The following is a 23,000-nucleotide window of genomic DNA, read 5'->3' as shown; positions in this document are numbered from 1 at the left end:
AGAGCCCCTCCGGCTTCTCCTGCATCGACCCGGTCACGCCGTGCCGCCCCGGGGCCGCGCGGGGCTTGTGGTGGGGTAACCTGTCAGAGCTGTCCCTAGAACGTCTGTGCCGCGATCCGGCATCGAAGAGGAGTCCTCCGTGCGCCGTCCCCGCCGTCTCGTGCTCTCCGCCGCCGCCATGGGCCTGGCGCTCGCGGCCACCGGCTGCACGTACTTCAGCCCGGTGCAGACCCATGAGTTCTATCAGGCCGCCGACGGCACCAACGCCAATCTCGAGCAGAACGGCACCCTCTTCGCCGGCGTGCGCAATGCCGTGCTGGTCCTTGGTGAAGATGGCACCCCGGTGTTCTCCTCGACGGTTGTGAACTACTCCGATGAGGAGATCACGGTAGAGGTCGAGGGCAGCGCCGAGGGCAGTGCCATCTTCTCCGCCCAGGTGCAGGTCCCCGCGCACGGTGTCGTCGAGCTCGGCCCCAGCGAGGGCCAGCAGCTGGTCCCGGTCGGTGCGCTCGACGTGGAGACCGGCACGATCCTCAACCTCGATGTGACCGCTGGCGACGAGACCACCACGATCTCCCTGCCCACGCTCGACACCAGCCTGGGCTACTACGACTTCGAACAGCCGGCCGGGGGCTGAGACCCGCCGCTGTCACCATCCAGCATGCAGAACGCCCCGCAGCCTCGGCTGCGGGGCGTTCTGCATGCTGTCGTCCCGGTGAGGGTCAGCTGCCGGACTCGAACTTGTAGCCCAGTCCTCGCACGGTCACCAGGTGCACGGGGTTCTTGGGGTCATCCTCGATCTTGGCCCGCAGCCGCTTGACATGCACATCGAGGGTCTTCGTGTCGCCGACGTATTTGGCACCCCACACCCGGTCGATGAGCTGCCCGCGGGTGAGCACCCGGTCCACATTCCGCAGCAGCATCTCCAGCAGCTCGAACTCCTTGAGCGGCAGTGCGACCTCGGTGCCGTGCACCTCCACCACGTGACGCTCGACGTCCATCATGATGCCGCCGGCGTTCAGGGTGGTGTACTCCTCCGTCTCGGCTGAGTCCTGGCCGCGGCGCAGCACCGCCTTGATCCGGGCCAGCAGCTCTCGCGAGGAGTACGGCTTGGTGACGTAGTCGTCGGCGCCCAGCTCGAGGCCGAGGACCTTGTCGAACTCGTCGTCCTTGGCGGTGAGCATGATGACCGGCACCGTCGAGGTGCGGCGGATCTCCCGGCACACCTCGGTGCCGCTCATCCCCGGGAGCATCAGGTCCAGGAGAACCAGGTCGGCACCGTGGGCGGTGAAGATCCGCAGCCCGTCGGTGCCGGTGTCTGCGACGGCGACCTCGTAGCCCTCCTTCCGCAGCGAGTACGAGAGGGGATCGGAGAAGGACTCCTCGTCCTCCACGATCAGGATGCGCGTCATATCAATGTCCCTTTCCCGACCCATGACGGGTCATCGAGGCGGATGGGCTGCTGTGGGGGTCATCGACCGCGCGGGCGCCGACGGTGATGGTCTCGGTCCGACCCATCTCCGGCAGTCGGAGCGTGAACGTCGATCCCTGGCCCGGCATCGACCAGGCGGTGACTTCACCTCCGTGGTCGCTCGCGATGTGCTTGACGATCGCGAGGCCCAGCCCGGAGCCGCCGGTGGCCCGCGACCGGGCGCGGTCGACGCGGAAGAAGCGTTCGAAGACCCGCTCGAGGTTCTCTTTGGAGATGCCGATGCCCTGATCCTTGACGGAGATCTCGACCATGCCGTGATCACGGCGCACGGACACCCCGACCCGGGTGTGCGGATCGGAGTAGGAGATCGCGTTGGAGATCAGGTTCGACAGCGCGGTGGTGAGCATGGCGGGGGAGCCGAAGACGGTCAGCCCCTGTGTCCCGCCCACACTGACCTCGATCTTCGAGCCCAGTCCGAAGTTCCGGTTCAGCGCCACCGCCTCCTCGATCACCTCGTCGATCTCGACAGGCTCGGCGTCGGGCAGTGCGGAGCCGCCCTGGACCCGGGAGAGCTCGATGATCTCTTTGACCAGGTGCGACAGCCTGCGGGACTCCGTCTGCATCCGTTCGGCGAAGCGGCGCACCGCGTCCGGGTCCTCGGCGGCGTCCTCCATCGTCTCGGCCAGCAGGGTGATGGCGCCGACGGGGGTCTTCAGCTCGTGGGACACATTGGCCACGAAGTCGCGACGGGTCTCCTCGACCCGCACCGCACGGGTGAGATCGTCGGCCAGCAGCAGCGCCCCATGCTCGCCGAGGGCCCCGATGCGCACATCGATCACGGCATCGGAATCGCCCTGGGACGAGCGGCGCAGGCTGAGGCGCTCATCGCGGAACCCGCCGTTGCGGCCCACATCGGCCGCGAGCGCCATCAGCTCGGCGCTGGCCAGGCGCGGGTAGTCCCCCTCGGAGGCGCGCACGATGCCGTAGGAGTAGGCCAGGGGAGAGGCGCGCAGCACGTCACCGCTGGAGTCGAGCACGACGTAGGCGGAGGAGAGGATCGCGAGGACCTCGGCCGCGGCCTCGGGGACGTTCTGGCCGGGGGCTGTCGACGGCTCTGCACGGCGCCGCGGCGGCGGGGCGAGCGCAAGCATCGCGGCGACGCCGATCACCAGACCGATCGCGCCGGCGAGCACGAGGAGCGCAGACAGGGGCACCCGTACAGCCTAGGCCCCCGGCCGCGCTCTCCCGGACTGCCCAGCCAGCATGAAGGACAATGAGGTCAGGAGTTCATGGGGACTACGCTTCACGTTCACCGGCCGCCGCAGTCCGTTCACCCGAGATTGCGATCATCGGTGGCGAAGGTCCCTTCAGACAGAGGAGTAGTAACCATGCGCGAGGCGTACCAGAGCGACCTGCGGCATATCGTCGATGACCTGGTCGACATGGCCGAGCTGGTCGGGACGGCCCTCGAGGACGCGACCACCGCCCTGCTCGAGGGCGATCTCGCCCTCGCGGAGCGGGTCGTCACGGCCGACCCCCATATCGATGCCCGCCAGCTGGAGCTGGATGCGAAGGCGGTCGAGCTGCTGGCTCGGCAGTCCCCGGTGGCCACCGACCTGCGACTGCTGGTCGCGTCCCTGCGCATGAGCTCATCGCTCGAGCGCATGGGCGACCTGGCCGCGCATGTCGCGCTGGTCGCGCGCCGCACGCATCCGGACCCGGCCGTCCCGGAGCAGCATCGCGAGCAGATCGCGAAGATGTCCCAGCTCGGGCTGACTGCTCTCAAGGGGGCGACCGAGGTCATCCAGAGCCGTGATCTGGCGCTCGGGGCGCAGGTGGAGAAGCAGGACGATCAGCTCGACGATCTGATGATCGAGATCTCGCGCCAGATCTCCAGCAGCGGCGAGGACATCTACACCAACGCCGAGGTCATCGACCTCACGCTGCTCATCCGGTTCTACGAGCGCATCGGCGACCACGCGGTCTCCCTGGTGCGACGCATCGGCTTCCTGGTGACCGGAGACGCGCTCGACACGCTCAGCGAAGGTGTCGACGTCCCGGAGTTCTGAGCCGGCAGTCACGACGACGAAGGGCGCCCCGCAGGTTTCTGCGGGGCGCCCTTCGTCGTCGAGGTCGCGGTGGGTTGAACCCGGTGGGCTGACCCGGTGGGCTGGGCCTGGCGGGCGAGCAGGTGTTGTCGGGCTCGCGCTGGGGCTCAGCCGCGGTTGGGGCGGGGACGGCGGGAGGTCAGGCGCTCCGTGCCGCTCTTGGCTCCGCGCTTGGCAGCCACGCGCAGTCCCTGCAGGATGACCCCGGAGACGGTCGCCCAGAGCAGGATCTTCCAGAGCGGCTGGTCGTCCTCGGGATCCTTGATCGCCGCGATCTCAGCTTTCGAGAGGCCGTCCTTCTTCGCCTGCTTGCGACGCTTCGCGACGTCCTTCTTCGCAGACTTCTGTGCCTTGACGGTGGGGGCGTCCTCCCCGAAGACGGCGCCCCAGCCAGCGGCTGCGGCCTTGTTGCCGACGGTGGCCGCGACGATTCCTGCCACGGGGACGACGATGCTCACGAGCGGATTGGCCACTGTTTCCTCCAGGCGTCGAATGGTCTGTGTACGGGACGCTGCTCCCGGCGGATCAGTACGTCCCTGCGTGCTGAGCGTAATAGGTTCCCATGTCATCCGTGCGCAGGGCCTCGCGCAGCACCTCCATCGCCTCGTCATCCGTGCCGACGACGCTGGCTCCGCCGCTGGTGGTGATCGGCCCGGCGTGGGGGACGGAGAGGAAGTACATGTCCCCGCTGCGGACCGATCGCAAGGAGAGTCCGAGCTCGACCATCGCGCCGGCGCTCAGGCCGTCGTCGGTGGTGAGATACGGGGAGATGCTCTCGATGGTGTCGGCGAGCTTGCCGGGATCGCTCAGCGTGTCAGCGCTGATCAGCTTGTCGGCGATGCCCTTGAGGACCGCCTGCTGATTGCGGTTGCGCTGGAAGTCGCCTTCGGCGAACTGCTTGCGCTCGCGGACGAAGGCCAGGGCCTCCTCGCCGTTGAGGGTCTGGGTGCCCTCGGTGAACTGGTGGCCCTGCGCCTCGAAGGTCTGGGGAATCTTCACGTCGACTCCGCCGAGGGTGTCGACCAGGCCCTCGATGCCGTCGAAGTCGATCAGTGCGACATGGTCGATCGGGACCCCGGTGTAGTTCTCGACCGTGGTCACCGCCAGGCCCACGCCGCCGAAGGCGAGTGCCGCGTTGATGCGGTCCTTGCCATGGCCGGGGATGTCGACATAGAGGTCGCGCGGGAAGGAGGTGATGTACACGCTCTGGTTGTCATCGCTGATGTGCACCAGCATCATCACGTCCGAGCGCTGCCCGCTCACGCCCTCGGAGGCGGCGTCCTCGGGGGATCGCTTGTCCGAGCCCAGCAGCAGGAAGTTACGACCGCTGCCCTCGATCGCCTCCGGGCGGTCTCCGTCGGAGGCGCCGCGCGTGATCTGCACCACGGTGCGCTTCTCGTAGGAGTCCTTGAGCCCGTTGAGGTAGTTGCCGATCACCAGGCCCACGCCGAGCACGAGCACGGCGACCAGCCCGAGGGCGATCAGCGCCGCCCGTCGGCTGCGGCGCCGATCGGTGCGCGGATTCTCGTCATCATCCCAGTCAGCGGGAAGATCGACGTCGGCGGGGTCATTCATTCGGTGTCCCTCTCAGACGGTGCCGCCGAGGCGGACACGCTGCCGACGACGCCCCGATGCCCGGGGCGCCGTACTATCCCGGGTACCGAGGCACCCGGGTATACGCGAGATCCCATATTAGGCGTCCCGCGGTCCGGCCCTTGCTCTCGAAGCCGGTCTTCACACGACCCTCGAAACGTGGCGCCCATCCGGTGGTCGGGATGTTCGCCGGGATCGCGTCCGAGGAGCTCCCTTCGGGGCGGAGCCCCTCGGGATGCAGCAGGGCGAGCTCGGGACGCGGATCCAGCTGGGTCCTCATGTGGTGGGCGTACTGCGCCCAGTCGGTGGCCAGGCGGAATGTCGCACCGTCGGCCAGCAGCGGCAGCACCGCGTCCAGGAACGGCGGGTTGATCAGCCTGCGCTTGTGGTGACGCTGTTTGGGCCAGGGATCGGCGAAGTACACCCAGAGCTGGTCGATCGAGCCCTCGGGCAGCATCGCGGGCAGCGCCCGCTGCGCATCCAGCGGCAGCATCCGCAGGTTCTGGGGACTTCCCGAACGCTCCACCCGGCTCAGCGTCTGGGCGAGCCCGGGCAGGTACACCTCGGCTCCGAGGTGATCACGTTCGGGATGGGCGAGGGCGGCGGCGACGATGTTCTCGCCGGTGCCGCTGCCGACCTCGACCACGAGCTCGGCCTTCCGGCCGAAGACCGCTGCGGGATCCAGGCGGGTCCCCTCGGCGGGCAGGGTGTCGCGATGTCCGCGCGGCGGGTCGATGACGTAGAAGGGGGAGAGGCGGTCCCAGGCGTTCTGGCGACCCTGGGTCAGTCGTTCCCCGCGCCGCACGAAGGAGACGACATCGCGATGCGTCTTCTCCTGGCTCGCTGTCATCGACGGATCACTGCTCACGTCACTGCTCACGGCGGATCTGACCGTCCTCGACCACCACGGCGACCTCGGGGAGGTGGCGGGTGGCGGGGCCCACCAGCACGTCACCGGTCGTGGCATCGAAGCGGGAGCCGTGGCAGGGGCAGTCGAGCTCCTTCTCCTCCTGGCGCAGCGCGCAGCCGTTGTGGGTGCAGTAGCCGGAGTAGCCAGCGATGTCCTCGCCGGCGCCGCGCACCAGCAGCACGAACGGCTCCTTGCCACCGAAGTTCACCAGGGTGCTGGCGTTCTCGGGCACGTCCTCGAGCGAGATCGTGCCGTCCTCCGCGCGCAGCGGCGCGGCGGTGCCGAAGCCCTCATCCTCGGGCCCGCAGGCCGCGAGCCCTCCCAGCCCGGCCGCAGTGGCAGGGAGCAGCAGGGCATGACGACGGGAGAGGCACGGGCGTTCCATGGCGCCAGGATAGCGAGCCGAGCTGGGCGACGGCACTGCACGGAGGGTCGGTGTGACCGCGGTGACGGTGCTGCGCCGTGCGAGATCAGACGTCAGCGGCCTCGAGCTCACGCGGGTCCCAGGTGAGGATGCCGTGGGTGCGCCAGCCTCGCTCCCGCACCGCGTCCAGCGCCTCCCGCTTGCGGGCAGGAGAGAGGCGGTCCAGGTACAGCGATCCTTCGAGGTGGTCGACCTCGTGCTGGAGGGCGCGGGCGAGCACCCCGCCCTCGTCCTCCACCACGACCTCGGCACCCTCCAGATCGATGCCGGTCACGCGTGCCCCGCGGTGGCGGGCGGTGGGGAAGCCCTCGCCGGGGACTGAGAGGCAGCCCTCGAGGGTCTCCTCGTCGAGCTCGATCCCGCCGAAGCGTTCCAGCACGGGATTGATGACCACCCCGCGCCGCAGGGTTCCGCCGGCATCCGGGCACGAGTACACGAACAGGCGCCAGCGCGAGCCGACCTGCGGCGCGGCGAGCCCGGCACCGCTGGCTGCATCGTTGGTCTCGAACATGTCAGCGACCAGGGCGCGAAGCTCGGAGGTGACCTCGCGGACCCGCCGGGTGCGCTGCGAGAGGGCGCGGTGGCCGACGATGGTGATCGGGCGGACGGTCATGCGGAGAGTTCTCCTGTGTGCGGGGGATCAGTGGGCCCGCCCTGTGCGGGAGGGAGGGGGGTGCTGGTGATGCGGTGGCGCGCGGGCGGGTTGACGGCCAGCGGATTGCGGGCGTCGACGATCCACGGTCCTCGCTCCCGGCGCAGCGGCTCTCCGTCACGGGCCGCCTCGGCGACCACGCGGCCGAGCTCCTCCGCCCGCACCGCGTCCGCGGCGAGGAAGTCGAGGGTGTGCGTGGCGTGGGGGTCGAGCACGATGCGGTGCCAGGCATCCAGGCCGCTGGCGATCTGGCGTGCTCGCAGGAATTCGGCGTCCAGCGCCGCTCCGGAGATCACCACGATGTTCGAGATCCACATCAGCAGCAGGATCGCGATCAGCCCGTTCAGGGCGGTGAGGATCTCCGCGAAGCGGGTGGCGTAGACCATCAGCTGGCCGGCGATCAGCGCGGTGCCGAACAGCACCAGCACGCTCACGGTCGAACCGAGCGTCATCAGCCGGTAGCGGGGAAGGCGCACGTTGGGGAACAGGTAGTACGCCATGGACACCCCGATGATGAGGATGACCAGCAAGATCGGCCACTTCACGAGGTTCCAGGCTGCGAAGGCGATCCGCGGGATGCCCACGAACTCGCCGATGCGCTGCGAGGCCTCGCCGCCCACGATGATCATGCCGATGGCCAGCAGCACCACGGACACGATCAGCATGGTCTCGCCGAACACGATGGTGCGGAACAGGAGGAAGGGACGCCCTTCGCGGGTGTCATACACGCGATGCAGGGCGCGGTGGAAGGCCGCGACCCCGTTCGAGGCGGAGACCAGCGAGCCGGCCGTGCCCAGCAGCAGGCCCAGCAGACCGCCGCTGGTGGAGGACACCGCCTGGATCGCGCTCAGGAAGGGGCGGGGGTCCAGGGTCGGGAAGATCTCGGTGATCATTCCGGACAGCGCAGTGAGCGTCTCCGCCTCGATCCCGATCAGCGACATCATCGAGACCACTGCGACCGCGCCCGGGAACAGCGAGAGCACCAGATAGAACGTCATCGTGCCCGCGACGTCCCAGACCTGGATGTCGAGCATCCGCATCCGCACCCGGTTCAGGACGTGCAGGACGCTCAGCCGGGGTCGGGACAGCTCGACCACCGGCTTGATGCGTCGCGGTCGTGAAGAGGTCACCGTGCTGCTCCGGGCTCAGGGTCTGTGCGCCGAGGATGGGCGCTGATCGAGCCTATTCCACCAGGTTCTCCGCGGCCCGGCCGGTCAGCTCGCCGATCAGCTCTCGTCGATGATGTCGTCAGGGTCACTGGCGACCGGGTACTCCCAGGGATCGTCGGGATCGCCGGGGACGTGAGAGGTCATGATCGAGCCGTCGGCGCGCTCATCGCCCAGCCCGACGGGCCTGGCCAGCACGGAATCGTCGAGCAACGGCCCCTGATCCACGAGCGGCACCGTGACGCCCCCCGCATCGACCGTGACCCGTTCGCCGCGCACCGTGACCTCGACCTCATCGCCGCTCTCGAGCGTGAAGGAGATCTCCTCGCGCACCAGGCGGACCCGGAACCGGGAGCCCCGCACCGTGAGCGGGTACGACAGCTCCGGCCAGTCGGTGGGCAGCCGCGGGTCGAAGGACACCTGGCCGTCGTCGTGCCGCATCCCGCCGAAGCCGTGCACGAGCGCGTTCCAGACCCCGCCCGCGGAGGCGATGTGCACCCCGTCGGCCGTGTTGTGGTGGAGGTTGGCGAGATCCACGAAGAGTCCGGCACGGAAGTAGTCCAGTGCGGCCTTCTGATGGCCGACCTCTGCCGCCATGATCGATTGCACCACCGCCGAGAGCGAGGAGTCCCCGGTGGTGATCGGATCGTAGTACTCGAAGTCCGCGCGCTTCTCCTCGGCGGTGAACTCGCTCCCGCGCAGGAACAGCGCCAGCACGACATCTGCCTGCTTGAGCACCTGGAAGCGGTAGATCACCAGCGGGTGGTAGTTCAGCAGCAGCGGGAAGGCCTCGTCCGAGGTGCTCGAGAGGTCCCAGATCTCCCGCTCGAGGAAGCGGTCCTCCTGCAGATGGATCCCCAGCGACTCGTCCTTGGCGACATGCATGCCGTCCGCGCAGGCCTCCCACTGCTCGAGCTCCATCTCGTCCAGCTCGAGCTCGACGCGCATGCTCTCGTAGGCGCTGTCGTCCGCAGCGCGCAGCTCGCGCACCGCCCGCGCGGCACGCCGGAGGTTGAAGCGGGCCATGACGTTGGTGAACATGTTGTTGTTCACCACAGTGGTGTACTCGTCGGGGCCGGTCACGCCGTTGATGTGGAAGCTCGCTGCGCCATCGGCGGTCATCCGCCAGAACCCGAGATCAGCCCACATCCGCGCGGTCTCCACCAGCACCGGGACCCCGTCGCGATGCTGGAAGTCGAGATCGCCGGTCACATCGGCGTACTGGGCGAAGGCATACGCGACGTCGGCATCGATGTGGTACTGCGCGGTGCCGGCGGCGTAATAGGCCGAGGCCTCATCGCCGTTGATCGTGCGCCAGGGATACAGCGCTCCGCGCTGGTTCAGCTCCCGAGCACGTTCGCGGGCCTTGGGCAGCAGGTTGGTGCGGAAGCGCAGGGCATTGCGCGCCCACCGGGGCTGGGTGAAGGTCAGGAACGGGACCACATAGATCTCGCTGTCCCAGAAGTAATGCCCCTCGTACCCCGAGCCGGTGACGCCCTTGGCCGGGATGCCCCACTGATCGGAGCGGGCGGCGGCCTGGGCCAGCTGGAACAGGCACCAGCGGGTCGCCTGCTGCGCCGCGGGCTGCCCGGGCAGCTGCACGTCAGAGCGCAGCCAGAAGTCGTCGAGGTATGCCTGCTGCTCAGCGAACTGCACCTCGAAGCCGCTCTCGCGGACCCGATCCAGAGTGCGCCGGCAGCGGTCGAACAGCTCGCGGTGGGGGACGGAGCGCGAGGAATGGTAGGTGACTGCTTTGCGGACGGTCAGCGACTGTCCCTCCTCCAGATGGGCGCGCACGACCTGGCGGCCGAGATCCGCGGAGGTGTCCACGAGCTGGGTCACCTCCGCATCGGACTCCACCTGGTGGTCCGCGCCGACGGCCATCGTCATCCCCGAGTTGGCGACCCGGTACCCCATCAGCATCCGGCGCTCGCTGTGCCAGTCCTGCAGCGGCTCGAGCACCCGATGGGTGAAGTCGGTGGTGCGCCGTGGGTCGGCCTTGTCCGTGACCGCTCCGCCCACGAGACCCTTGCCGAAGTCGTCCCGGAAGTCCTCGCGGTTGATGATCTGTGACGAGATCGCGATCGGGGCCGAGCCCTCGAGCATCTCCACCTTCAACGTCATCACCGCCAGGTGCCGCTGCGCGAAGGAGACCATCCGGGCGCTGCTGACCCGGACCCGCTTCCCGGCCGGGGTTCGCCAGATCAGCTCCCGGCGCAGCACCCCCTCGCAGAAATCGATCCAGCGCTCGTACTCCTCGAGATCGGCGATCGACAGCAGCAGCGGCTCATCGTCGACGTAGAGCTTGAGCACTGACGAATCGGGCACCGAGATCATGGTCTGACCGGTGCGCGCGAAGCCGAAGGCGGATTCGGCGTGGTTGATCTGCCAGGTCTCGTGGAATCCGTTGAGGAAGGTGCCGTGGGTCTTTGCGTCCCGGCCCTCCTCCGGGGTCCCGCGCATCCCCATGTACCCGTTGGCGGTCGCGAAGAGGGTCTCGGCGAGGCCCAGGTCCTGAGGGGGCCTGGACTCGACCAGGCGCCATTCATCGAGTGGGAGCTGGGTGCGGTCGACGGGGTCGGCGGGCAGCGAGCGCAGGCGGGTCATGCGAGCTCCTCCAGGTCTGCGACGGCGAAGGTGGCACCGGCTGCGGCGAGCTCGGCAGCGCCGGCGCCGCGATCGACACCGATCACTGCGCCGAAGTCACCCGAGGCACCTGCCTGCACGCCGGAGACGGCGTCCTCGTAGACGACGGAGTCCGCGGGCTCGACTCCGAGCAGCCGGGCGGCGTAGAGGAAGGTGTCCGGTGCCGGCTTGCCGGGCAGTCCCTCGCGGGTCGCGACGTTGCCATCGACGATGTGCTCGAAGCGGTCCAGCAGTCCCGCTCCGCTCAGCACCTCCTCCGCGTTGCGGGAGGAGGAGACGATCGCCAGCCGCGCGGTCGGGGGCAGGGCATCGAGGTAGGTGACGGTCCCGGGATAGGGCGCCACGCCGTCGGCCCGCAGCAGCGAGAGCACCAGGTCGTTCTTGCGGTTGCCGAGCCCGCGCACGGTCTCCGCACCGGGATCCTGGACGCCGGGATCATCGTCGATGCCCTCTTCCAGGGTGATCCCCCGGGAGCTGAGGAAGGTGCGCACGCCGTCGTAGCGGGGGCGCCCGTCGACATGGGCGAAGTAGTCGGCGTCGGTGTACGGCTCGTCGATGCCGCGAGAGGTGAGGAATCGACTGAACATGTCTGCCCAGGCGCGCATGTGCACCTCGGCCGTCGGGGTGATGACCCCGTCGAGATCGAAGAGATGTGCCGTGTAGTCGGCCGGTCGGAAGGTACGCGCAGCAGTCACGCCGAACATGCTACGGCGGTCCCTGTGGACCTGGGTGCGGACCGGGCTCGGTATGAGGCTATCGCCAGGGCGTGGCATGGGAGCCGGGGCGTGGGCTACCCTGCGAGAGTCCGCTCCCGCGCTTCGGCGCCGGTGCGGAGCGGCTTGAGACCCTTCGAGGAGAAGATGACTGTCACGGAGTCGCTGTCCGTGGTCGGCGCAGTGCGCCGCGCGCTCGAGATCGATGAGCGGACCAGCCACCAGGGCCACCCTCTGGTCCGCGCTGTGCTCACCCTGACCACGAATCTCGACCGTGCCCCCGCCCAGCTGTGGCCGCTGCTCACCAGACCCGGAGAGCTCGCGCGATGGTTCGGGCCGGTCGCCGGCGAGCTGCATGAGGGTGGGAGCTTCACTGCGCCGGGCGGAGTGCATGGACGGATCCTCGAGGTCGAGGCGCCCCACCGGCTCACCTTGTCCTGGACATCGTCCAGCGGCGAGGACCCGCTGCTGATCAGGCTCGATCCGGAAGACGACGGCACCACGCTGCTGCATCTGCGCCACACCGCGCTGGTCGACGTCGAGGAGTTCGAACGGACCGGCCCCGGCGCCCTCGCCATCGGCTGGGAGCTCGCGCTGCTCGCGCTCGCCGCCGAGACCGACGGCTGGCGCTCCAGCTGCCTGGGCTCGGTGCCCACCCCCACCCCGGAGTGGCGGCGAGGTCCTCAGGCAGCTGCGTATCTGCGGGCCTGGTCGGTGCGCTGGGCTGCCGAAGCCGTCGCGGCCGGAGTCGACGAGGGCGTCGCACGTCGCGGCGAGGCGGCGACCACCGGCACTTCTTTGGGCACCTGAGCTCCCTGCTGGAAGTCTGAGCCCCTCCTGGAACTCTGAGCCCTTGCTGGGTTCCTGAGGCCCTGCGGCTGCCCACTCCCGGGGTGCTCGCGCTGTCCGTGACGTCCGCACCCCGGAGCTCTTTGCCCAGGCTCACTATCGGGTGACAGACTCGGCCGGTGACCACACCTGCGCCGAGCTCCCGCCCTCGGGACCCGCGCACCCCGGCGCAGGTGCTCCGCTCGCTCACCCCGTCGGTGTACGCGCCGAGCCTGCTGGAGTTCACGGGTCTCGCGGCGCTGATGCCCGTGGTGCCGCTGATCGCCCGCGACCTCGGGTTCAGCATCCCGCAGGCGGCCGCGCTGTCGATGATCTTCGGGCTCACCTCCTTCTTCGGCCCCATCCCGGCAGGTCGACTGATCTCGCGGATCGGGGCTCGTCGCGCACTGGTGATCACCGGTGTCGTGCTGGTGGCCGCGAACCTGGCCGCGTATCTGATGCTCGACCCCGCACTGGGCGGGGGCGGCGACCTCACGCATCGCCTGCTGCTGATCGGGGTCCTGCTGGTGATGGCGGCGAGCACGCAGGTCTGGCAGTTCGGGCGCCAGTTCTATCTCGGCACCGCGCTGCCGCCGGCGATGCGTGCTCGCGGGATGACCCTGTTCGGCGGGGTGATCCGCCTGGGAGAGGTGATCGGCCCTCTGCTCGGTGCGGTGGTGATGGCAGTGGGCTCGATGGCCTGGGTCTTCCTGCTGTTCGCCGTCACCGCCGCAGCCGGCACCGTGATGATCGCGCTCTTCCTCCCTCCGGGGGAGGCGGGACCGGCCCCCGCGCGCGGCCGCCGCAGCGAGCGACGGCCGCGCAGCCAGGCACGCGGCCGGCTGGATCGTGCCGTGCTGCGCCGCATGATCGCCGTGGGTCTCGGCATCTCCCCGGTGATGATGGCGCGCGTGAACCGGCCGGTGATCGTGCCGCTGCTCGGCGATTCGCTCGGGCTGGACCCGGTGTGGATCTCGATCGTCTTCGGGGTCAGCGCGGCGCTCGAGATCCTGCTGGTGATCCCCGCAGGCAGCCTCATGGATCGTTTCGGCCGCGCTGCGGTCGCCGTCCCCTGCGCGCTGCTGATGGGTGCCGGCTTCCTGCTGCTGGCCGTGCTCGGCATCGTCCTGCAGGGGCAGGGTCCAGGGCTCGCACTGGTGGCGCTCCTCGTGCCCAGCCTGCTGATCGGTCTGGGAAACGGCCTGGGCTCGGGGCTCGTGATGACCCTCGGCATCGACGTCTCCCCGGTGTATGACCGTGCGACCTACCTCGCCTGGTGGAACACGATGCTGGGGGCGGGACGCCTGGCGGCGCCGCTGATCGTCACCGGCGTCACGCTGGTCGCCCCGGTGGCCATCGCCGGAGCGGCGACCGGAGCGATCTGCGTCGCAGGGGGAATCTGGCTGACACGAATACTGCCCCGCGTCACACCCTCCGGGGGGACCCGGAGGAGGTGAGGCGGGGCAGCGTGGACACCGACGAAGCCGGAGCCAGGAGATCAGCTGGAGCCAGGAGCTCAGGCGGCGGCGGGCACCAGGGCGTTCTCGGCCGTGCTGTGCAGCAGCACCTGGGCATCCTCACGAGGGATCGAGCGGGCGATCGCGATCTCGGAGGCCAGCGGGTCGATGGCCTGCTTGAGCAGGTTGCGCTCCGCGAGGCTCGAGGGGACGCCGCCCGAGTCACGGACGATGTTGCGGATGACCTCGATGCGGTCGGTGAGACGACCGGTCTGGAGCTGCATCTGGAGCGACTTGATGCGGTGAGCCCAGGACGCCTTCTTCTCCGGCGGCTCGATGGGCTCGCCGAGCTGCTTGATCATCGTGACGATCTCCTTCTCGACCAGGAGCGCACGCAGTCCGATGACGTCCTTGCCGCCGGAGGGCACGGAGATGCGCATCTCGTCACCGATGACCACGAGATCGACATATTCACGCTCGACGCCGCGGACGGCGCGGGTGGAGGTGGAGACGACGCGCACCGGTCCGTGGACGGGATGTGTGAGCACTTCTCCGGCGTTCGGGGCGGCGGTGACGTCAGACGCTTCGGCAACGGACAAGGGGTTCCTCCTCTGTGGACCTGCGCACCGGCGGTACCGCGGCCCTGGTGGGGTCGAGGCGGCCACGTCCGGCATCGTGCGGTCCCGGACAGGGCCCGGGACACGGGGGTGACGAAGTGGCTCGAGTGCCGCTCGACCTGCAGGAACAGGGTGACGGCACCTACGACGGAGCAGTTCATTCTCTCACGGATCTGACAAAATATCCAGAGCGTGACGTCTCCACCTACATCACATCGGCAGATCATCGGTAGACCATCGGCATCGCGTCGACAGCGTGTCGGAGCCGCATCAGCGTCACGTCGGAGCTGGGTCATCGCGACGGTCTGTTCGAGACGGAAGTCGGAGGCTCCTGCGGGTCGTGATGCGGTTCGATAGGGATATGGTCCCCGGCTCCGCAGCATCCTCCACCGAGCGCGAGCTCGTCCGCTTCGAGGACATCGGGGTGGTGCTCGACGGCAACGTGCTCCTGCTCGAGGCCACCGGGAGCGTGCAGGCCGGAGAGGTGCTGGCACTGACCGGTGCCAACGGCTCCGGCAAGACCACGCTGCTGCGGGTGCTCGCCGGCCTGCTCGAGCCCACTGCGGGCACGGTGCAGATCGCCGGGCGGACACCGGATGATCGCGACCGCACCTTCCGCACCGCTCTCGGCGCACTGATCGGCCCGCCGCAGACGGCCCGGGACCTCACCGTCGCCGAACACCTCCAGTTCATCGCCGCCACCTGGGGGACGCCCGCGGCCGCCGGGGCCGAGCAGGCCCAGGCGCTGCTCGAGGAGCTGGCGATCACGCCGCTGGGACGCCGATTCCCGCATGAGCTCTCCAGCGGGCAGACGCAGCTGGTGTCCCTCGCGCTGACCTTCGCGCGGCCGGCCCAGGTGCTGCTGCTGGATGAGCCCGAGCAGCGACTGGATGCCGACCGGCTGGAGCTGGTGATCGATGCGATCCGTGCCCGCGTCGACGCGGGAACGGCCGTGGTGATGGCCACTCACCATCCCCGGATGCTCGAGGCGCTCGCCGATCACCGCCTCCACCTGGAGGACGCTCCGTGACCGGGGATCTCAGCGCCGTCCGCGAGGTCTGGGCGCAGCGCAGCCAGGCCCGGACCCGCGCCGATCTGCTGTACCTGCTCTACGTGGTGGCACTGAGCGTGCTGGTGTTCGCCGCACCCGTCCTGCAGATGTCGGGAACGTTCCTGGCCCGGCCCGATGTGCTCCCCGCGCTGCTGCACCCCCTCGCCCCGCAGGTCACCACGACCGTGTCGCTCGCCGCGGCGAGCGTGATGGTGATGCTCGGCGCCGTGCGCGGTCCGGCGCTGATCGCGCCCTTCTTCACCGCGACCCTCGCCGCCAGTGGGATCCGCCGACGAGACGTCCTCTGGCGGCCGCTCGCTCGGGCGCTGCTGGTGCCAGCTCTCGGCATCGTCATCGTGACCTCCCTGATCGCGGCGACCCTGGTGACCGACGGCGCCGCCACGGGAGCAGGTGGCGCATGGTTCGTGGTCGCTGGAGTCGGCACCGGCCTGCTGCTCGGTGCGGCCTGGCTCGGCGGCGAGCTGCTCGGGACAATGCATCGACGGCTCCTGGCAGGCGTGCTGCTGGTAGCGGCCGCGCTCTGCACGGCGCTGCCCCACGCGCCGGGGCTCGGCGGCGCCTACCCGGTGACGGAGACCCGGCCGAAGATCTGGGCGCTGCTCCTGCTGGGAGCGGGGGTCATCGCCACCGCGGCGGGCTTCTCGCAGCTGGACAGGCTGCGGGGAAGCGTGCTGCGAGAGCAGAGCCAGCGGTGGGCATCGACCACCACGATCGTCACCACCGGGGACGTGGCTGGTGCCGCCGGGATGCTCCAGCTCCCGCCGTCGGCCGGACGGCGCCTGCCTGCGATCGGATCGCGGCCGCTGGTGCTGCTGTACGCCAGACGAGATGTGGTGACGTGGCTGCGCAGCCCGGAACGGCTTGTCGCGGGAGTGGTGGTGGCGTTGCTGGCGGCCGCAGCGCTCGCCGGCTCCACCCTGCTCACCGGCCCGCTCGCCTGGGGTGCGGTGGTGCTGGGAAGTGCGGCGCTCTGGGGCGCCGGTGGCACCCTGGTCGACGGGATCCGTCACGGTGTCCATACCCTCGGGGCGCCCACGCTGTTCGGCCAGTCGGCCGCCGTCCAGGTGCTCCTGCATTCCGTCGCGCCGGCACTGCTGCTGAGCGTGCTCGCGACACTCGGCGGAGCCACCACGATGCTGGCGGCCGGCGAGGGGCTCACAGCAGTCGAGATGGTCATCCTGCCCGCGGCCCTGGCGCCGGTGATGATCGTCGGCCGGGCGCGGGACGCTGCGAAGGGCCCGATGCCGCTGGGCCTGATCACCCCGATGCCCACGCCGCAGGGGGACATGGCGGTGATCCCGATGCTGGCCTGGCAGTCCGATGCGATACTGCTCGCCGTGCTCTCCGGTGCGGTGCTCGCCGGTCTCGGACTGCTCGGCCCGCCCTGGCTGCTGGGCGGCGCGGCGATCCTCACCGCCGCGATGGCGCTCATGGCCTGGACTCGCATGCGGGCACTGCGACGCTGAGATGCTGAGGCGCTGAGGCGCTGAGGCGCTGAGACGCTTGTGAACTTGAGACTCTGAGGAGCTGCGGCGATGACGAGCACCCCGTGGAATGTGCGGACCACCGAGAATCCGCTGATCCGCTGGCTGGGTCGGCGGCTGACGGTGCTGAACGCACGCCACCCCTGGAACCACAACGCGCACTTCCACCGCTGGATCCTGCGTTCCGTGCCTGCCGCCGCCACCACGGCGCTGGACGTCGGCTGCGGGCGCGGGGATCTGATCACGGCGCTCGCCGGCGTGATCGGGCCCGGTGGTCGGGTGGACGGGATCGACCCCGATCCGGAGATGGCGCGCCTCGCCGCGTCCGAGGTCGCGCCGATCCCGCAGGCGCGGATCCATCGTCGCACCCTCGCCGAGCATGCCGCCTGGTCTGAGCACGCGGGGTGCTACGACGCGATCACGATGGTCGCGTCGCTGCATCACATGGATCTCGACCAGGCGCTGAACCAGGCGAAGATCCTGCTGCGCCCCGGGGGCAGGCTGCTCGTGGTCACCCTGACGATGCCGGTGACCACGCTCGACCAGCTGTGGGACCTCGGGAGCGCCGTCACCAATCCACTGATCGGCCTGGTGAAGCACCCGCGCCCGGCGCGCGGTCCGGATCCCGCGGCCGCGGTCCCGGTGGCCGATCCGGCCTGGTCGCTCGACGAGCTGAGGGAGCGCGCCGGCCGGGTGCTCCCCGGAGTCCGGATCCGCAGGCGTGAGGGCTTCCGGGTGACGCTGCTCTGGCAGAAGCCTGCAGTCCCGATCAGCCGCGGGTGTGCTTCGCGATGACCTCGCCGAGGCGGCCGATGGCCTCCTCGATGACTGCGGGGGAGTGGGTGACGAAGCTCAGCCGCATCGTGGAGCGGTCGGCGTTGTCGGCGAAGAAGGACCAGCCGGGCAGATAGGCGACGCCTGCCGCGACCGCCTCGGCGAGCATGCGCTGGGCGTCGTATCCCTCGCCGAGCGCGGCCCACAGGAACATCCCGCCCTCGGGTCGGGTCAGGTGCGCGCCGTCCGGGAGCACCGGGGTGATCGCCGCCGTCATCGCGTCGCGACGCTCGCGGTAGACCGCGCTGACCGTCGCGACATGGGCGTCGAGATCGGCGGTCTCGAGATATCGCGCCACCGTCAGCTGGTCCACCACGGAGGACTGCATGGAGATCGCGGCCTTGGCGACCGCGAGGGTGTCCAGGATCGGGCCCTCCGCACGCATCCACCCGATCCGCACGCCGGGGCTCATCAGCTTGCTCATCGAGTTCAGCAGGATCGTGCGCTCGCTCATCCCGGGCAGGGACGCGATCGGCGCCCAGGTGCTGCCGGTGAAGCTCAGCGCGCCGTAGGGGTCGTCCTCGATCAGCGGCACGTCGGTGCGCAGCAGCACGTCGGCCACCGCCTGCCGACGCGCCACCGGCATGGTGCGCCCGGTGGGGTTCTGGAAGGACGGGATCAGGTAGACCATCCGCGGATGGTGGGTGCGGATGGCCTCCTCGAGCGCTTCCGGGATCACCCCGTCATCGTCGGTGTCGACCCCGATCATGCGTGCGTCATGAACAGCGAAGGCCTGCACCGCCGCGAGATAGGTGGGGGACTCGACCAGCACCACGTCACCGGGCTCGAGCAGGGCCTGGGCGATGACGAACAATCCCTCCTGGGAGCCCGAGGTGACCCGGATCTGGGAGGCGTCGGTCGGGAGATCACGGGAGAGACGGCGTGCGGCCTGCTCGCGCAGCTCGACCTCTCCCTCGCTCACCCCGTACTGCAGCGCCCGGTGGCCCTGGTGGGAGAGCACCCAGTCGTAGCAGGCGGTGACGTCCTCGAGCGCGAACAGCGCCGGATCCGGGATCCCGCCGGCGAAGGAGACGATGTCCTTGCGGGCGCCGAGGGCGAAGATGTCCTTCAGCGGAGAGGACTCCATGCCCGCGTAGCGCGCGGCGACGGGGAAGCGGAACGGCTGTCGGGTGGGCTCGAACGGAGCAGACGCGGTCATCGGCCCATGGTGTCACGCGAGCAGTGCGCCCTCGAGGAGCAGCAGTGCCTGTTTGGTCTCTATCCCGCCTGCGTATCCGGTCATCGCCCCGGTGCTGCCCACCACCCGATGGCACGGCACCACGATCGACAGCGGATTGGAGCCGACGGCGGCACCGACGGCCTGGGCCGCACGCGGCCGTTCCAGGGCGCGGGCGATCTGCCCATAGGTCGCGGTGGTGCCACGGGGGATCGAGGCCAGGTGCGCCCAGACGGCCCGTTGGAACTCGGTGCCCTCGGGGGCCAGCGGCAGCGTGAACTCCTCCCGGTCCCCGGCGAGGTAGGCGAGGAGCTGGGCCTCCGCCTCGTCGAGCACGGGGTGGGGGGCCTCGGCGACCGCGCCGAGCCGAGCCGCTGCAGGGAAGTGCTTCTGGTCCTGACGCCAGACGCCGACGAGTCCGTCGGCGTCTGCCGCCAGCAGGTAGGTGCCGAGTCGGGTCCCGACGAGGCGATGGGAGCGGCCGGGGCGGAGCGGGGTGGTGGTCATGAGCGGTCCTTCCGAAGGGTTCGGAGTTCTGCAGGGAGGTCGTCACGGTGATGCCACAGGTGCATCACCGCATAGCTGCGCCAGGGGGAGGCGGCGAGCAGAGCGGCATCGAGCGCGGGGAAGTCCTCGGCCAGCTCGAGGGCACGGGCGACGGCGAGCAGGGCGACGTCCCGCTGCGGTGCCACATCGATCGCGCGGGTTCCGCGCAGCAGGGCATAGTCGGCGGTCCAGGGACCGATCCCGGGCATGGCCAGCAGCCTGTTGCGCAGCTCGGGCAGGGGGAGGTGCGGATCCGGTGGGTCGGTGAGCGCGCCGGCCAGGGTGCGGCGGCGTGCGCCGGGCCCCCGGAACCATTCCTCGGCGCGGGCACCGGCCTCGCCCGGTGACACCGAGAGCCGGTGGACGTGCCCGGTGTGCAGCGACGCGGGCAGCTCGGCTCCGGCGAGATCGGTGGCGCTCTCGATCAGAGCCCGGGCGCGGGCAGTGCTGATCTGCTGACCGACGATCGCCCACATCAGCGCCTCGGAGAGGCTCGGCGTGCCGGGGATCCGCACTCCCGGGCGCGCGTCGAGGAGAGGGGCCAGAGCAGGCATCGCGGCCCGCAGGCCGGCATCGATGCCATGCGGGTCCGCATCCAGGTCGAGCATCCGCCGAGCCAGGGCGACGGCGGCGGCATAGTCGCGCAGGTCCGTCAGCCGTGCAGTCAGCGGCAGTAGTCCCTCTTCCGCTCCGAGGTCGACCTGCAGGACTGCGGGCCCATGGGGGAGGGCCACGGCACGCGTCCAGACGAGGTCCTCGACGTGCTCGACCCCGGGGATCACCCGGGTTGCGAACCAGCTCGCCAGTCCGGCTCCATGGAAGGGGCGGCGCACGGCCAGGTCGGCGTGGACCACGGCGATGCTGTCCGCGCGACCCTCGTCTCCGACGCCGTCTGCGCGAGCGGCGCCCATCGCGCCCCCGGTTCCGCGCCGAGGTGCGGCGAGCTCACGGATCGCCGACGGGGCCCGGCCGAAGATCCGGCGGACGGTCTCGTGCAGCTGGCGCTCGCTGCCGAAACCGGCCGCTGTCGCGATATCGCCCATCGGCCAGCTGGTCGAGCGCAGCAGCGCATGGGCGCGGCGGGCCCGGGCCATGCGGGCATGCGCGACCGCCCCGGTGCCGGTGCGGGCCACCAACGCCCGGTGCAGGGTCCGCTCGGTGACGTGCAGCTGGTCGGCGAGCTCGCTCACGGTCGTGCTCCCGTCCAGTCCGGCGTCCAGCGCGCCGGCGTGGATGAGCGCGAGCGCCCGGTGCGCGAGCTCACCCGCAGGATCGTCGGAGTCGGCGCCCGGAGGGGTGAGCGGCCCACAGCGCTTGCACGCCCGGTAGCCACGCTCGACCGCCGCGGCGGCGCTGGGGGTGAACTCCACCCGGTCCCGGCGCGGTGTGCGCGAGGGGCACGAGGGACGGCAGAAGACCCCGGTGGAGCGCACGCAGGTGAAGAACACGCCGTCGAACCGCGCATCGCGCGCGGCGATCGCCGCATAGCGCTGGTCGTCCGTGAGCATCTCCATACCTCCAGTGAACCCCTCTGCAGCCTGCCGCGCCAGCGGGATCCGGACAGAGTGATGGACCCCGATCCTTTTCCAGCAACCCCTGCGCCCGGCCGCACGGCGCTCGCAGGTTCGCAGTTCGTCGATCACTCCCTGCGTGATCGGTCGCTCTCCTTCCCTCGCAGGCTCGCAGTTCGTCGATCACTCCCAGCGGAAGAGCAGTGCGGAGACCACCACCCCAGCCACCACTGCGGCGAGCAGGGATGACAGCGAAGCCATCTCCATCGGCGCTCCCACCCATGCCCGCTGGAGCGCCTGCACCCCGGCGCCGAACGGCAGATGGTCCCCGACCACGGCGAGCCGCTCGGGAAGCGCCTCGCGCCCACCGAACATCCCTCCCAGGGCGCCCAGCCCCAGGAAGCCGACCAGACCGATCGCCACCGCGGAGTTGGGAGTGGGGGAGACCGCCGCGACGATCATCCCCAGCGCGTACATCGCGGCCGCAGACAGCGCCAGGATCCCCAGGGCGAGGTTCGAGGGCAGATTGAGGCCGAACACGACGGCGGTGAACCCCAGCGCCAGCCCGATGCCGAGCGCGGACTGCAGGACGGAGACGAGCACCTGGGCGGCCAGCACCATCACGGGACTCACCGGGGTGACCGACATGCGCTTCAGGATGCCGGAGTGTCGGTAGTGAGCCAGGAAGCTGGGCATGTTGACCACCCCGATCATCGACAGCACCATCATCAGCACGATGGGCAGGACGCCCACGTCCAGAGCAGTGAAACCGCCGCCGACCTCGACGTCGGCCGTGCCACCGGCGGTGGTCAGCAGGATCAGCAGGGGCATCCCGATCGGCACGATCATCCCGGCCGTGTCGCGCAGCACCATCTTCGATTCGGAGATCACCATGACGACGAAGGATCGAGGCCCGGGATGGTGACCACGCAGCTCGGACGGGGCGGGGGCAGCGGGGGTTCCAGCAGTCATTCGGCAGTCTCCATCTCGTGTCCGGTGAGCTGGACGAAGGCCTCGTCCAGAGTGGTGGTTCCGGCACCCTCGATGAACTCGACCGGGGTGCCGGCGGCGAGCACCCGGCCCGCATCCAACAGCACGATGCGGTCGCAGAGTCGCTCGACCTCCTCCATCGTGTGACTGACCAGGAGGATCGTGACTCCGTCGGCCTTCAGATGCTCGATGGTGCGCCACATGCGACGTCGCGCCGCCGGATCCAGCCCAGTGGTCAGCTCGTCGAGGATCACCACTCGGGGCCTGCCCACGAGCGCGAGCGCCACGGACAGGCGCTGCTGCTGGCCGCCCGAGAGCTTCGCGAAGCGGGTGGTGCGCTGGGCATCGAGTTCCACCAGATCCAGCAGCTCCCGGGTCGGTCTGGGAGCCGGGTAGAAGCTGCGGTAGAGCGCGAGCAGCTCGTTCACGGTCAGCGCATCGTGCAGCTCCGCGTCCTGCAGCTGGACCCCCAGCACCTGCCGCAGCACCCCGCGGTCGCGGAACGGGTCCAGGCCCATCACCGTGATGCGACCTCCGTCGGGCCGTCGCAGCCCGGCGATCATCTCGACCGTCGTGGTCTTGCCGGCCCCGTTGATGCCCAGCACCCCGAGGGTCTCACCCTGAGCGATGGTCAGACTGATGCCGTCGACGACGGTGCGGCGTCCATAGTTCTTGGTGAGCTGCTGGACCTGGACAGCGGGGTTCTTCGTGCTCAGAGGTGTCATGGTCTCGACGCTACGGAGGCAGAGCCCGGAGCACCTGTGCCCACCGTCATCGGTCCCTACCCGGCGCACCATGGCCATCGGCACGGGTGCGCGCAGAGGGAGCGGCCTAGCATGG

The 23,000-nt window shown here is 69.9% G+C and carries 23 protein-coding genes; 7 read left to right on the top strand and 16 right to left on the bottom strand.

Annotated elements, in window-relative coordinates; genetic code table 11:
* Positions 1 to 139: 139 nt before the first annotated feature.
* Entirely contained in the window at positions 140 to 637 is a 498-nt protein-coding gene (locus ACT3T9_RS00485; protein ID WP_442332150.1) for a hypothetical protein, read from the top strand.
* Between the two features lie 85 nt (positions 638 to 722).
* Here the strand turns inward: ACT3T9_RS00485 and ACT3T9_RS00480 are convergent, their stop codons facing one another.
* Positions 723 to 1,412 (bottom strand): response regulator, encoded by a 690-nt coding sequence (locus tag ACT3T9_RS00480; protein ID WP_444605750.1) that lies wholly within the window; start codon positions 1,410 to 1,412, stop codon positions 723 to 725.
* A gap of 1 nt (position 1,413) precedes the next feature.
* The gene (locus tag ACT3T9_RS00475; protein WP_442332149.1) at positions 1,414 to 2,646 is read right to left on the bottom strand and encodes a sensor histidine kinase; all 1,233 of its coding nucleotides are present in this window, start codon (positions 2,644 to 2,646) and stop codon (positions 1,414 to 1,416) included.
* 174 nt (positions 2,647 to 2,820) lie between these two features.
* Here ACT3T9_RS00475 and phoU point away from each other — a divergent pair, with 174 nt between their 5' ends.
* Entirely contained in the window at positions 2,821 to 3,501 is a 681-nt protein-coding gene (phoU, locus tag ACT3T9_RS00470; protein WP_441444735.1) for a phosphate signaling complex protein PhoU, read from the top strand.
* A gap of 146 nt (positions 3,502 to 3,647) precedes the next feature.
* Here the strand turns inward: phoU and ACT3T9_RS00465 are convergent, their stop codons facing one another.
* The 8 genes from ACT3T9_RS00465 to ACT3T9_RS00430 form a co-directional block, all read right to left on the bottom strand.
* The gene (locus ACT3T9_RS00465) at positions 3,648 to 3,998 is read right to left on the bottom strand and encodes a DUF4235 domain-containing protein (RefSeq protein WP_441444734.1); all 351 of its coding nucleotides are present in this window, start codon (positions 3,996 to 3,998) and stop codon (positions 3,648 to 3,650) included.
* Positions 3,999 to 4,065: 67 nt separating this feature from the next.
* Entirely contained in the window at positions 4,066 to 5,115 is a 1,050-nt protein-coding gene (locus ACT3T9_RS00460) for an LCP family protein (protein WP_441444733.1), read from the bottom strand.
* Positions 5,116 to 5,188: 73 nt separating this feature from the next.
* Complete coding sequence (gene trmB / locus ACT3T9_RS00455) at positions 5,189 to 5,983, bottom strand: tRNA (guanosine(46)-N7)-methyltransferase TrmB (RefSeq protein ID WP_442332147.1); 795 nt, start codon at positions 5,981 to 5,983, stop codon at positions 5,189 to 5,191.
* Between the two features lie 19 nt (positions 5,984 to 6,002).
* Positions 6,003 to 6,428: a ubiquinol-cytochrome c reductase iron-sulfur subunit gene (locus ACT3T9_RS00450; RefSeq protein WP_441444731.1), complete on the bottom strand. Its 426-nt coding sequence runs from the start codon at positions 6,426 to 6,428 to the stop codon at positions 6,003 to 6,005.
* An 85-nt stretch (positions 6,429 to 6,513) separates the two neighbouring features.
* The gene (gene def, locus ACT3T9_RS00445) at positions 6,514 to 7,080 is read right to left on the bottom strand and encodes a peptide deformylase (protein ID WP_441444730.1); all 567 of its coding nucleotides are present in this window, start codon (positions 7,078 to 7,080) and stop codon (positions 6,514 to 6,516) included.
* On the bottom strand, positions 7,077 to 8,249 hold the full coding sequence (locus ACT3T9_RS00440) for a YihY/virulence factor BrkB family protein (protein WP_441444729.1): 1,173 nt from the start codon (positions 8,247 to 8,249) through the stop codon (positions 7,077 to 7,079). Before ACT3T9_RS00440 ends, def begins: the two co-directional genes overlap by 4 nt.
* A 96-nt stretch (positions 8,250 to 8,345) precedes the next feature.
* Entirely contained in the window at positions 8,346 to 10,892 is a 2,547-nt protein-coding gene (locus tag ACT3T9_RS00435; RefSeq protein ID WP_441444728.1) for a glycoside hydrolase family 65 protein, read from the bottom strand.
* Entirely contained in the window at positions 10,889 to 11,635 is a 747-nt protein-coding gene (locus ACT3T9_RS00430) for an HAD family hydrolase (protein ID WP_441444727.1), read from the bottom strand. Before ACT3T9_RS00430 ends, ACT3T9_RS00435 begins: the two co-directional genes overlap by 4 nt.
* Positions 11,636 to 11,791: 156 nt before the next feature.
* Between ACT3T9_RS00430 and ACT3T9_RS00425 the strand changes: the two genes are divergently transcribed.
* Both ACT3T9_RS00425 and ACT3T9_RS00420 read left to right on the top strand, forming a co-directional pair.
* The gene (locus ACT3T9_RS00425) at positions 11,792 to 12,454 is read left to right on the top strand and encodes an SRPBCC domain-containing protein (protein WP_441444726.1); all 663 of its coding nucleotides are present in this window, start codon (positions 11,792 to 11,794) and stop codon (positions 12,452 to 12,454) included.
* A gap of 158 nt (positions 12,455 to 12,612) precedes the next feature.
* On the top strand, positions 12,613 to 13,929 hold the full coding sequence (locus ACT3T9_RS00420) for an MFS transporter (protein WP_441444725.1): 1,317 nt from the start codon (positions 12,613 to 12,615) through the stop codon (positions 13,927 to 13,929).
* Positions 13,930 to 13,988: 59 nt separating this feature from the next.
* Here the strand turns inward: ACT3T9_RS00420 and ACT3T9_RS00415 are convergent, their stop codons facing one another.
* Positions 13,989 to 14,528 carry a CarD family transcriptional regulator gene (locus ACT3T9_RS00415; RefSeq protein WP_441444724.1) on the bottom strand — a complete coding sequence of 180 codons (540 nt, stop codon included), beginning with the start codon at positions 14,526 to 14,528 and terminating at the stop codon, positions 13,989 to 13,991.
* Between the two features lie 379 nt (positions 14,529 to 14,907).
* Between ACT3T9_RS00415 and ACT3T9_RS00410 the strand changes: the two genes are divergently transcribed.
* The 3 genes from ACT3T9_RS00410 (at position 14,908) to ACT3T9_RS00400 (ending at position 17,897) form a co-directional block, all read left to right on the top strand.
* The gene (locus ACT3T9_RS00410) at positions 14,908 to 15,576 is read left to right on the top strand and encodes an ABC transporter ATP-binding protein (RefSeq protein ID WP_441444723.1); all 669 of its coding nucleotides are present in this window, start codon (positions 14,908 to 14,910) and stop codon (positions 15,574 to 15,576) included.
* Positions 15,573 to 17,084 (top strand): hypothetical protein, encoded by a 1,512-nt coding sequence (locus tag ACT3T9_RS00405; RefSeq protein ID WP_441444722.1) that lies wholly within the window; start codon positions 15,573 to 15,575, stop codon positions 17,082 to 17,084. Before ACT3T9_RS00410 ends, ACT3T9_RS00405 begins: the two co-directional genes overlap by 4 nt.
* Positions 17,085 to 17,153: 69 nt before the next feature.
* Positions 17,154 to 17,897, top strand: a complete 744-nt coding sequence (locus ACT3T9_RS00400) for a class I SAM-dependent methyltransferase (RefSeq protein ID WP_444605749.1) — start codon at positions 17,154 to 17,156, stop codon at positions 17,895 to 17,897.
* Here the strand turns inward: ACT3T9_RS00400 and ACT3T9_RS00395 are convergent.
* From ACT3T9_RS00395 to ACT3T9_RS00375, 5 genes are all read right to left on the bottom strand, one after another.
* A complete protein-coding gene (locus tag ACT3T9_RS00395) occupies positions 17,872 to 19,095 on the bottom strand; it encodes an aminotransferase-like domain-containing protein (protein WP_444605748.1) in 1,224 nt (407 codons plus the stop codon). The genes ACT3T9_RS00400 and ACT3T9_RS00395 overlap by 26 nt on opposite strands.
* 12 nt (positions 19,096 to 19,107) lie before the next feature.
* On the bottom strand, positions 19,108 to 19,620 hold the full coding sequence (locus tag ACT3T9_RS00390) for a methylated-DNA--[protein]-cysteine S-methyltransferase (RefSeq protein WP_441444719.1): 513 nt from the start codon (positions 19,618 to 19,620) through the stop codon (positions 19,108 to 19,110).
* The gene (locus ACT3T9_RS00385; protein WP_444605747.1) at positions 19,617 to 21,173 is read right to left on the bottom strand and encodes an Ada metal-binding domain-containing protein; all 1,557 of its coding nucleotides are present in this window, start codon (positions 21,171 to 21,173) and stop codon (positions 19,617 to 19,619) included. Before ACT3T9_RS00385 ends, ACT3T9_RS00390 begins: the two co-directional genes overlap by 4 nt.
* A gap of 180 nt (positions 21,174 to 21,353) precedes the next feature.
* Entirely contained in the window at positions 21,354 to 22,142 is a 789-nt protein-coding gene (locus tag ACT3T9_RS00380; RefSeq protein WP_444605746.1) for an ABC transporter permease, read from the bottom strand.
* The gene (locus ACT3T9_RS00375; protein ID WP_444605745.1) at positions 22,139 to 22,885 is read right to left on the bottom strand and encodes an ABC transporter ATP-binding protein; all 747 of its coding nucleotides are present in this window, start codon (positions 22,883 to 22,885) and stop codon (positions 22,139 to 22,141) included. Before ACT3T9_RS00375 ends, ACT3T9_RS00380 begins: the two co-directional genes overlap by 4 nt.
* Positions 22,886 to 23,000: the final 115 nt, after the last annotated feature.

It is taken from the genome of Brachybacterium sp. AOP29-B2-41 (assembly GCF_052378395.1).
Lineage (GTDB): Bacteria > Actinomycetota > Actinomycetes > Actinomycetales > Dermabacteraceae > Brachybacterium.
Note: the sequence above shows the minus strand (reverse complement) of the source record. Positions and strands in the feature narration are given on the sequence as shown.